The sequence below is a fragment of the Pseudomonas sp. PAMC 26793 genome (genome assembly GCF_000313235.1).
In the GTDB taxonomy this organism is placed as follows: Bacteria; Pseudomonadota; Gammaproteobacteria; order Pseudomonadales; family Pseudomonadaceae; genus Aquipseudomonas; species Aquipseudomonas yamanorum.
This window is the reverse complement of the sequence record NZ_AMXG01000056.1, coordinates 1-10,012: the sequence shown is the minus strand read 5'-3', so window position 1 is coordinate 10,012 and position 10,012 is coordinate 1. Positions and strand designations below refer to the sequence as shown.

General features: G+C 61.1%; 8 protein-coding genes. 5 read left to right on the top strand and 3 right to left on the bottom strand.

Annotation, left to right across the window (positions count from 1 at the left end; all coding sequences use genetic code 11):
• Positions 1 to 305: 305 nt before the first annotated feature.
• From sixA to D109_RS0130190, 3 genes are read right to left on the bottom strand one after another with little or no spacing between them, the layout of a single operon-like run.
• Positions 306 to 755, bottom strand: a complete 450-nt coding sequence (gene sixA / locus D109_RS0130200) for a phosphohistidine phosphatase SixA (protein ID WP_017480201.1) — start codon at positions 753 to 755, stop codon at positions 306 to 308.
• Positions 752 to 1,099, bottom strand: a complete 348-nt coding sequence (locus D109_RS0130195; RefSeq protein WP_017480200.1) for a DUF4389 domain-containing protein — start codon at positions 1,097 to 1,099, stop codon at positions 752 to 754. Before D109_RS0130195 ends, sixA begins: the two co-directional genes overlap by 4 nt.
• A gap of 10 nt (positions 1,100 to 1,109) precedes the next feature.
• Positions 1,110 to 2,135: an NAD(P)H-dependent glycerol-3-phosphate dehydrogenase gene (locus D109_RS0130190; protein ID WP_017480199.1), complete on the bottom strand. Its 1,026-nt coding sequence runs from the start codon at positions 2,133 to 2,135 to the stop codon at positions 1,110 to 1,112.
• Between the two features lie 195 nt (positions 2,136 to 2,330).
• Here D109_RS0130190 and D109_RS0130185 point away from each other — a divergent pair, with 195 nt between their 5' ends.
• The 5 genes from D109_RS0130185 (at position 2,331) to fabB (ending at position 9,289) form a co-directional block, all read left to right on the top strand.
• On the top strand, positions 2,331 to 4,463 hold the full coding sequence (locus D109_RS0130185; RefSeq protein ID WP_081585415.1) for a TonB-dependent siderophore receptor: 2,133 nt from the start codon (positions 2,331 to 2,333) through the stop codon (positions 4,461 to 4,463).
• A gap of 20 nt (positions 4,464 to 4,483) precedes the next feature.
• Positions 4,484 to 5,395, top strand: coding sequence for an ABC transporter substrate-binding protein (locus D109_RS0130180; protein ID WP_026078315.1), 912 nt, complete (start codon positions 4,484 to 4,486; stop codon positions 5,393 to 5,395).
• The gene (locus D109_RS0130175) at positions 5,392 to 7,293 is read left to right on the top strand and encodes an ATP-binding protein (protein ID WP_017480196.1); all 1,902 of its coding nucleotides are present in this window, start codon (positions 5,392 to 5,394) and stop codon (positions 7,291 to 7,293) included. The genes D109_RS0130180 and D109_RS0130175 overlap by 4 nt, the downstream gene beginning before the upstream one ends.
• 248 nt (positions 7,294 to 7,541) lie before the next feature.
• Positions 7,542 to 8,057, top strand: coding sequence for a 3-hydroxyacyl-[acyl-carrier-protein] dehydratase FabA (gene fabA, locus D109_RS0130170; RefSeq protein ID WP_003210552.1), 516 nt, complete (start codon positions 7,542 to 7,544; stop codon positions 8,055 to 8,057).
• Positions 8,058 to 8,068: 11 nt separating this feature from the next.
• A complete protein-coding gene (fabB, locus tag D109_RS0130165; RefSeq protein ID WP_017480195.1) occupies positions 8,069 to 9,289 on the top strand; it encodes a beta-ketoacyl-ACP synthase I in 1,221 nt (406 codons plus the stop codon).
• Positions 9,290 to 10,012 lie beyond the last annotated feature (723 nt).

Below are 10,012 nucleotides of genomic sequence, written 5' to 3'. Positions count from 1 at the left end.
CTTGCCTTTGCTTTTAACACTCAAGCCGGCCGGGAGGCCGCTGTGCTCTTGCTTTTGATTTTGATCTGCAAGCCCCGTTAACCACGATGGCCGCAAGTAGGCACGGTGGAGCGGCCCGCGGAGGCGGGCCGGAGTGCGGGCATGCCGAGCCTAAGCGAGTCACCGAGTGGTGGGGCAAAGACCTTTTGGTTACTTTTGGCTGGGCCGGCATTCCGGGCGTTTGCCAAAAGTGACCCGCTGTAAGAGCGGAACCATAGGTGGCCGTTACCGAAGAAACGGATATGTACCCAAAACCAAACCCAACCTTAAGGATTCCGAACACTCAAAAGACTCATCAACCCCGCCAACGGAAAATCCCCCTCCAACTCCGCCAGACTCGCCGTACTCATAGCCTGCGGCTGCCGCAAATGCCCATGCTGCAAATAACTGATCAGCCCCCCCACAAACGGCTGATGGCTGACCAACAACACATCATCGTCATTATCGAGATGCTTGAGCACCTCCAGCGGATTACTCTCCGGCGTCAACCAAGGCACCGTGCGGATGTCAGGCTCAAACCCCAACGCCTCCCGCACCAACTGCGCCGTCTGCTGCGCCCGCACATACGGACTGGCAATAATCGCCCGCACAGGCTGCCCAATCAGATGCCCCGCACTGCGCAAAACCTCCTCACGCCCATGGGCCGTCAAATTGCGCTCAGCATCCGTGCGCGCATGCCCCTCGGCCTCACCGTGACGCAACACCCACACCTTCATAGCTTCGGCGCCTCATCACGCACAGGATGCGGCGCCGGCGGCACGCTGTGAGCAGCCTCACCTTCCGGTGCACGGGGCGTCGGCCAATCAGCAAACGGCCAAGGCTTCTGATCACTGTGAAAACTGCCAAACCGCCCAATCTGCGCCAAGAACTGACTCAGGCTGTCACCAAAATTCATCAGCCCAAGGTTCGGCGCGCCGTACACCAACCGGTAAACCAGTTGCACCACCACCAGCGCACCCAGCAGAAACTGCGCCACTTGCCACACCAGGGCAAACACCAGCATCCACAGCACACGCAGGCCAATGGATTCGTATTTGGGAGCTGCTTTCGGATCGTTCATGACGCGTTCCTCAGTTGAAACCACTGGTGGAAATAAAGTCGACATCGGTCTTCGGCTCGGCCCGCATCAGCAACTCGATGACTTGGTTCAAGGTGCGCCCTTCAAACAGGATCGCGTGCAAACCCGCGACCAGCGGCATATACACCCCGACCTCCTGGGCCTTCGCCTTCAGCACCTTCAGGGTGTTGACGCCTTCGGCCACTTCGCCCAAACGCGTCACGGCGTCTTCCAGGCTCAGGCCCTGGCCGAGGGCGAAACCGACCTGATAGTTGCGGCTTTTCGGTGACGAGCAGGTGACGATCAGGTCGCCCACACCCGCCAGGCCAAGGAAGGTCATCGGGTTGGCGCCCTGGTTGACCGCAAAGCGCGTCATCTCGGCCAAGGCACGGGTGATCAGCATACTCTTGGTGTTTTCGCCCATGCCCAGCGCAACCGCCATGCCGGCGATGATCGCGTAGACGTTTTTCAACGCCCCGCCCAGTTCGACGCCGAAGCGATCGGCACTCGCGTAAACGCGGAAGGTGCGACCGTGCAGCACTGCCTGCACCCGCTCGCAGAGTTCTTCGTCTTCACTGGCAATCACGGTGGCGGTCAGGGCATGTTCAGCCACTTCCCGCGCCAGGTTCGGCCCGGACAACACGCCAATGCGCGCCTCGGGGGCGATTTCTTCAAGGATTTCGCTCATCAACTTGAAGGTGTGCGCCTCGATGCCCTTGGTCAGGCTGACCAGCAGCTTGCCCGCCAGCCGCTCGGCGTGAGGCGCGAGCACCGAACGCAAGGCACTGGATGGCAACGCGACGAAGCACAAGTCGCACTCGGTCAAAGTCGCCAGCAAATCTGTCACTGGCTCCACGGCCGGCAAAATCTTGATGCCTTTAAGGTAACGGGGGTTTTCCCGGTTGACCCGGATGGCCTCGGCTTGCTCGGGGTCACGCATCCATTGACGCACCCGGTGACCATTTTCAGCCAGCAGATTAGCCACGGCGGTACCAAAACTTCCGCCTCCCAGGACCGCAATAGGGCGCTGTTCAGTCATATGCAATCCGTTAATCCATAGCAGTGGCGATGGCCGCATTATACGGAGCGACCCGCCTGCGGCCAGCCCCCGCGTCAATTCAAACGCTGGTCGGAAAATGCGACATTTGTGCGAAGTAATTACAGGGGCGACGACTGGCAAAAGGCCCCACCTCAGTTAACATGGGCGGCTATCCGTAATTATCAAGGCCGTGCCGTGTATTTGGGCCCTCCTCCTCGTTCATCCCTTCTGCTGACGCTGTTGTGCATGCCATGGTGCTGTGCGCCGTTGCTGGCCGACGATCTGTTCCTCGACAGCCAACCGCTGCCGCAGGTGCTGACCGCCACTCGCCTCAAGCAATCGGCCGCCGCCGTGCCCGGCAGCATGACGGTGATCGACAGCGAGTTGATCAAGGCCAGCGGTGCGCGGGATATCCCGGAACTGCTGCGGTTGGTGCCCGGAATGATGGTCGGCTACACCACCGGCAACCAGGCCGCCGTGAATTACCACGGCACCCAGGCCGGCGACGCCCGGCGCATGCAGGTGTTGATCGATGGTCGTTCGGTGTACCGCGCGGGCCTGGCGACAGTGGACTGGAGCGATATTCCGGTGTCCCTGGAAGACATCGACCGAATCGAAGTCTTCCGCGGCCCCAACACCGTCAGCTACGGTGCCAACGCGCTGATGGCGGTGGTCAACATCCTCACCCGTTCCCCAGCCAACAGCCACGGCACCCGGATGAAACTTACCCAGGGCGGCCGCGGAATCAACGACTGGTACGCCAGCCAGGGCATGGGCTGGGAAACCGGCGACCTGCGCCTGTCACTCTCCGGCCAACAGGACGATGGTTTTGACAGCGACCGCGTGGGCGCCGACCGCCGCGACGGTCGCCGCCTGAGCCGCTTCAGCCTGGCCGTGAGCCAGACCCTGAACGCGCAACAAAGCATCGACTGGCAACTGGACGCCAAGGAAGGCACCAACCAACGCCCGTACACCTACCAACCGGTGTTCGACGGGATTACCGAAGGCGGTACAAATTCCGACGTCAGCGCCAAGGATTACGCCGGCTCCCTGCGCTGGAACTTCGACTTCAATCCTGATCACAGCCTGTATATCCAGGGCTCGGCCCAGCAGTGGGATCGCCGGCAGATCTGGCGCGCCTGCGATGCCAAGGTCTCCTTCAGCCCGGAGTTGACCCAGCTGTGGCAGCTCAATCCCAACTATGCCGAGCGGCTGGCCCGGCACATGGAGGCATACAGCAATGGCTCGGCGCCTCCTGGCAGTGCGGCTGAACAGGCCCTGGCCAATCAGGTGCTGAATCAATGGCGTGAGGGTGCGAACCAGAGCGTGTGCGGCAACATCGACCAAAGCACCAAGGAAAGCCGCTACGACCTCGAGATTCAGGACACCCTCAGCCTGTCCGACAGCCTGCGCCTGGTCAGCGGCATGAACTACCGCTACGACCGCGCCGACTCCGACACCTACTTCAACGGCACCCTGGACGACACCACCTGGCGCCTGTTCGGCCATCTGGAATGGCGCGCCAGCGAACACTGGCTGCTCCAGGGCGGTGCGATGTACGAAGATACCCACCTGAGCGGCAACTCGCTGACGCCCCGGGTGGCCGTCAACTACCTGATCAACCCGCGCCACGGCCTGCGCGCGGTGTACTCCGAAGCGATCCGCTCACCGGACATGTTCGAGAACAACGTCAACTGGAGCTACCGCGTCACCAACCTCAGCTCACCGGCCTACGGCCAGAATTCCGGCCAATATTTCGTGGTGACCCGCGGCCCGGGCAACCTCAACAAAGAGCTGATGCGCTCCCGGGAACTGGGCTACAACGGCTTTTTTGCGGATATCGGGCTGAACGTGGACGTGAAGCTGTTCTACGACGAAATCAGCGACATGGTCAGCGAGCCGCTGCGCAATAACCAGTACATCGCCAACAATTCGAACAGCTCGCGTTTCACCGGCACCGAGACCCAGCTCGACTGGCACATGAGCACCGCCGACCGGCTGCGGCTGACCTATGCTTACGTGGACGCCAGCGCCACCAACCCTCTGGACAGACAGCAAACCGCCCGCAACAGCGGCTCCGCCGGCTGGATGCGGGAATGGGGCCATGGCTGGTCCAGCGCGGTGTTCTACTACGGCGACGACGCGCTCAACCAGTATCGCTTCGAACGGGTCGACCTGCGGGTGGCCAAGCGCATTGCCCTGGGCAAAGCCAACGTGGAGCTGGCCGGCATGTTGCAACAGCGTCTCGACAATCAGCCCACCACCTGGCCCGACAACAACTATGACCAACGCCACGTGCTCTACTTCAGTGCGGAGCTAGAGTTCTAGTGGACAGCGACTCGTCACGGATGCCCCCCTCCTTTACCGCCCGACTGTGGCGGTGCTGTGTGTTGCTTGGGGTTTTACTGTTTGCCGCCCCGACCTGGGCAGCGGATATCCTGCTGACCGCCGAGGAAGACGGCCCCGGCGTACAAACATTCGTCCAGGCCCTTGCCCAACAGCGCCCCGAAGACAGCGTGAAGTTCACCCCACTCAAAGACCTTCCCTCCCCGGCGCACTTGCCGGCCAGCACCCGCCTGATCCTGCTGGACCTGCCCAGCCTCGACTGGCGCCTGCAAGACAACCAGGGCCCGCCGACCCTGGTGCTGCGCATCAGCCGCCTGCAAGCCCGCCAGCGCCTGGGTGACAGCGTGCCGCCCAAGATCAGCCTGTTGTGGAGCGACCCGCCGCTGGACCGCCAACTGCGCCTGATCAGCGGCATCCTGCCCCAGGCCCGGCGCATCGGCGTGCTCTATGGCATCGACAGTGAATTCCTGCTGCGCGAGCTGCGCCAGTACGCCGCCCCCATGGGCCTCGAGATCGTGCCCCAGCGGTGGGACAACATTAATGACAGCCGTCCGCTGCAAAGCCTGTTCAAGAACAGCGACGTCTTGCTGGGGCTGGATGATCCCCAGCTGTACAACCCGAAAACCGCGAAAAACCTGCTGCTTAGCAGCTACGCCAGGCAGTTGCCACTGGTAGGGCCCAACGCCGGGTTCGTCAAGGCCGGCAGCCTGGCCAGCACCTACAGCGATCAGGCCGACTGGCTGAACGTACTTGACCGGCTACTGGACCATGCGCCCGCCAACTGGCCGCGCTCGCTGTACCCGGAACGTTTCAAAGTCGTGGGCAACCCGCAGGTTGCGCGCTCACTGGGGATCGAACAGGTGGACGAAACCAACGTCGCCGCCCGCCTGGCCGAAGGAGAAAAACGCCCATGACATTTCGTCGCCGTTGGGACATCAACACCCGAACCCAGCTCATCACCCTGGGTCCGGCACTCCTGCTGACACTGCTGTTGATCAGCTTCTTTACCTTCGTGCGGATCCAGGACTTGCGCCAGGAGCTGGACCACACCGGCCAGTTGATCGCCAACCAACTGGCGCCGGCCACCGAATATGGGGTTATTTCCGGCAACAACGACGTGCTCGAAAGCCTGTTGCGGGCCACCCTGGCCACGCCCCATGTGCGCTTTCTGGAGATTCAGGACAGCTCCGAAAACATTCTGGTGTATGTCGAGCAGCCGTCAGAGAAGCATGATCGCTCGCTGTCGGTGAAAGTGTTCCAGGCGCCGATTCGCCTGCAACATATCCAACTGGGCAATGACTTCTTCCAGGACAGCACCACAGAACCCAAGGCCCCCCGCGCGGATTACCTGGGGCGGGTGATTGTCGGCATGTCCAACGACGCGTTCAGCCAGCGCCAGCAGGAAATCCTGTTCAAGGCCGGGATTCTTGCGCTGTTCGCCCTGTTGTTTACCTTCCTGCTGGCCCGGCGCCTGGCGGCCAGCCTGTCGCAACCCATCAGCGCCATGGGCAATGCGGTCAAGGCGATCCAGCAGGGCGATTACCAGACGCCACTGCCTATCGTCGATGATTCGGAACTGGGCGACTTGTCGCGCCACATCAATAACCTGGCCGACGGTTTGAACCAGGCCAGTCGTGAACAGCACCAGGCCATGGCCCAGTTGATCCAGACCCGCGAAGAAGCCGAGCGGGCGAACAATGCCAAGTCGGACTTCCTGGCGATGATGAGCCATGAACTGCGCACGCCGATGAACGGGGTGCTGGGCATGCTGCAACTGCTGGAAACCACCGACATGACCGAGGAGCAGACCGAATACGCGGCACTGGCCTCGGAGTCCACCGAACACCTGCTGAAGGTGATCAACGACATCCTCGACTTCTCGCGCATCGAGCGCGCGGCATTGGAGCTTGAGCACATTCCGTTCGACCTGGTGGAGCTGATCAGCAGTTGCGCCCAGGCTTTCCAGCATGCCGCGCAGCAACGCGGGCTGGCGCTTGAAGTGCCGATCCCGCAGGGCCTGGGCTCGCTGCAAGTACAGGGCGACCCGACCCGCATCCGGCAGATCCTGGTGAACCTGATCGGCAATGCCCTCAAGTTCACTGAGCACGGCACCGTCACCGTCGAACCCCATTGGCAGACCCTGGACCATGAATTGCTGTGGTTCACCTGCACCGTGCGCGACAGCGGGATTGGCATTTCCGCCGAGCGTCTGGAACTGATGTTCGACGCGTTCCAGCAAGCCGACAGTTCCATTTCAAGACGTTACGGTGGCACCGGACTGGGCCTGCCTATTGCACGCACCCTGGCCGAACGCATGGGCGGCACTCTTCGCGCCCAGAGCCAGGAAGGCCAGGGCTCGGTATTCACCCTGGAAATCCCCCTGGCGATCTACCAGCAGAGCTTGCCGGTGCTCGTGCCGAACGCCGAAGGCAGTGCCAACGCAGGCGAAGGCCGCAACGTATTGCTGGTGGAAGACAATCCGGTCAACCGCACGGTGGTCGAAGCCATGCTGCGCAGCCTGGGGTTCGAGGTGAGCATCGCCACCGACGGTGCCGAGGCGATTCGCAGTGCCGAGAGCCTGATTTTTACCGCGATCCTGATGGACTGCCGACTGCCGGGCATCGACGGCTACGAGGCCACCCGGCAGATTCGCCAGTTGCCGGGCTGTGCCGACCTGCCGATCATTGCCCTCACGGCCAACGCCTTGCAGGGCGACCGCGAAGCCTGTCTGGCAGCCGGAATGAACGATTACCTGGCAAAGCCGTTCAAACGCACGGATTTACAGCAAATCCTGCAGCGATGGGTGCAGTAACACGGTGCCATCAGCCAACTGCGACTGGCGTGAAAGACGAAAGTGCGGCAGTCTTAGGCACCCGAACGGGCCCGTAAACCGGCCCGGTTTATAATTTCAGTGCACAAGTGTACATTCATGACCTTGACGCTGTGACTTTCACTACAACGCAATAGTCTATGTGTAGGCTGCCGATATGAGGCATGAACGCTTCAGTCGGCCGGGAAGATTTGCCCTGCCCTGCCGCATGGGATTATTGAGGAGCTCGCATGACCAAACAAAACGCCTTTACTCGGGAAGACCTGCTGCGCTGCAGTCGCGGTGAGCTGTTCGGCCCAGGTAACGCGCAACTGCCCGCCCCGAACATGCTGATGGTGGATCGCATCACCCATATCAGCGAAGAGGGTGGCAAGTACGGCAAAGGTGAATTGGTCGCCGAGCTGGATATCACCCCTGACCTGTGGTTTTTCGCCTGCCATTTCGAAGGCGATCCGGTGATGCCGGGCTGCCTGGGCCTCGACGCCATGTGGCAGCTGGTGGGTTTCTACCTGGGCTGGCAAGGCCTGCCGGGCCGCGGTCGCGCCCTGGGTTCGGGCGAAGTGAAGTTCTTCGGCCAGGTCTTGCCGACCGCCAAGAAAGTCACCTACAACATTCAAATCAAGCGCGTCCTCAAGGGCAAGCTGAACCTGGCCATTGCCGATGGTTCGGTGACTGTCGACGGTCGCGAGATTTATACTGCCGAAGGCCTTCGGGTCGGCGTATTCACTTCCACTGACAACTTTTAAGGGTTATCCGCATGCGCCGCGTCGTTATCACTGGTCTGGGCATCGTTTCGTGCCTGGGCAATGACAAAGAGACCGTCTCCGCTAACCTGCGTGCAAGTCGCCCTGGCATCCGCTTCAACCCGGAATATGCCGAAATGGGTCTGCGTAGCCAGGTTTCCGGCTCCATCGACCTGCCCCTCGAAGAACTGATCGATCGCAAGATCTATCGCTTCGTCGGCCACGCAGCTGCTTACGCCTACCTGGCCATGAAGGACGCGATCACCGATTCCGGCCTGAGCGAAGACCAGGTGTCCAACGTGCGCACCGGCCTGATCGCCGGTTCCGGTGGCGCGTCGACCTTGAACCAGATGGAAGCGCTGGACATCCTGCGCGAGAAAGGCGTCAAGCGTGTTGGCCCGTACCGCGTCACGCGGACCATGGGCAGCACCGTTTCCGCCTGCCTGGCCACGCCGTTCAAGATCAAGGGCGTGAACTACTCGATCTCCTCCGCTTGCGCCACCAGTGCTCACTGCATCGGTACCGCTGTAGAGCAGATCCAGTTGGGCAAGCAGGACATAGTGTTTGCCGGTGGCGGTGAAGAAGAACATTGGAGCCAGTCGTTCCTGTTCGACGCCATGGGCGCCCTGTCGACCCAGTACAACGAAACCCCGGAAAAAGCTTCCCGCGCCTATGACAAGAACCGTGATGGTTTCGTCATTGCTGGCGGTGGCGGCATGGTGGTGGTCGAGGAGCTGGAACACGCCCTGGCCCGTGGCGCGAAGATCTACGCGGAAATCGTTGGCTACGGCGCGACGTCCGACGGCTACGACATGGTTGCGCCAAGCGGCGAAGGCGCCATCCGCTGCATGCAGATGGCCATGTCCACCGTTGATACCCCGATCGACTACCTGAACACCCACGGTACTTCGACTCCGGTCGGCGACTCCAAGGAAATGGAAGGCGTGCGTGCGGTATTCGGCGACAAGGCACCGGCGATCAGCTCTACCAAGAGCCTGTCGGGTCACTCCCTGGGCGCCGCCGGCGTTCACGAAGCGATCTACTGCCTGCTGATGATGGAAGGCAACTTCATGGCAGGTTCTGCCAACATCGAGGAACTGGATCCGGACGTGGCTGACATGCCGATCCTGACCAAGACTCGTGAAGATGCGACCATCAATACAGTGATGAGCAACAGCTTTGGCTTTGGTGGCACTAACGCTACCTTGGTGCTGAAGCGTTGGCAGGGTAAGTAAAAGCCCCTGCGGCTTGATCGTCTGAAAACGCCCCGACTGGTTCGGGGCGTTTTTTTTTGCGTCGGTTGTGGGGTGTATATCCATTATTTGGGTGATGGCCGCCTATGGTTCCGCTCTTACAGCGGCTCACTTTTGAACAGCGCAAAAGTAAGCAAAACGCTCTTGCCCCACCACTCGGCACCTCGCCTGGGCTCGGTGTGCTCACTCCGGCTTTGGACCGTGGGCCGCCGCGATGGGCCATCCTTGGCCCAGCGCGGCTAACCTGGCGTCCTGCCAGGTTACCCACGCTCCAAAGCCTGCGTTCGGCCAGCGTGGTTTAACGGGGCGCCTAAGATCAAGATCAAAAGCAGATCAACAACACAGCGGCCTCCCGGCCGGCTTGAGTGTTTTAGAGCAACAGCAAAAGCTAAAGCGGGCACGGTCCAAATGTGGGAGCGGGCTTGCTCGCGAAGGTCGTTAACGATGACGATGGCATCCTGAATGAACGCGGCGCTCTCAGGTTTTTCGCGAGCAAGCCCGCTCCCACAGAAAAGCAGATCTGTTTTCGCTCTGGTCTTTGCTTTTGCTTTTAACACTCAAGCCGGCCGGGAGGCCGCTGTGCTCTGCTTTTGATCTGCTTTTGATCTTGATCTTAGGCGCCCCGTTAAACCACGATGGCCGCAAGTAGGCACAGTGGAGCGGGTAAATCGGCAAGGATGCCGATTTAGCCGCGCCGGGCCATGG

Excerpts from the sequence above, each read along its gene's own strand:
- sixA (WP_017480201.1), bottom strand. The coding sequence starts at position 755 with ATGAAGGTGTGGGTGTTGCGTCACGGTGAGGCCGAGGGGCATGCGCGC.
- D109_RS0130195 (WP_017480200.1), bottom strand. The coding sequence starts at position 1,099 with ATGAACGATCCGAAAGCAGCTCCCAAATACGAATCCATTGGCCTGCGT.
- D109_RS0130190 (WP_017480199.1), bottom strand. The coding sequence starts at position 2,135 with ATGACTGAACAGCGCCCTATTGCGGTCCTGGGAGGCGGAAGTTTTGGT.
- D109_RS0130180 (WP_026078315.1), top strand. The coding sequence starts at position 4,484 with ATGCCCCCCTCCTTTACCGCCCGACTGTGGCGGTGCTGTGTGTTGCTT.
- D109_RS0130175 (WP_017480196.1), top strand. The coding sequence starts at position 5,392 with ATGACATTTCGTCGCCGTTGGGACATCAACACCCGAACCCAGCTCATC.
- fabA (WP_003210552.1), top strand. The coding sequence starts at position 7,542 with ATGACCAAACAAAACGCCTTTACTCGGGAAGACCTGCTGCGCTGCAGT.
- fabB (WP_017480195.1), top strand. The coding sequence starts at position 8,069 with ATGCGCCGCGTCGTTATCACTGGTCTGGGCATCGTTTCGTGCCTGGGC.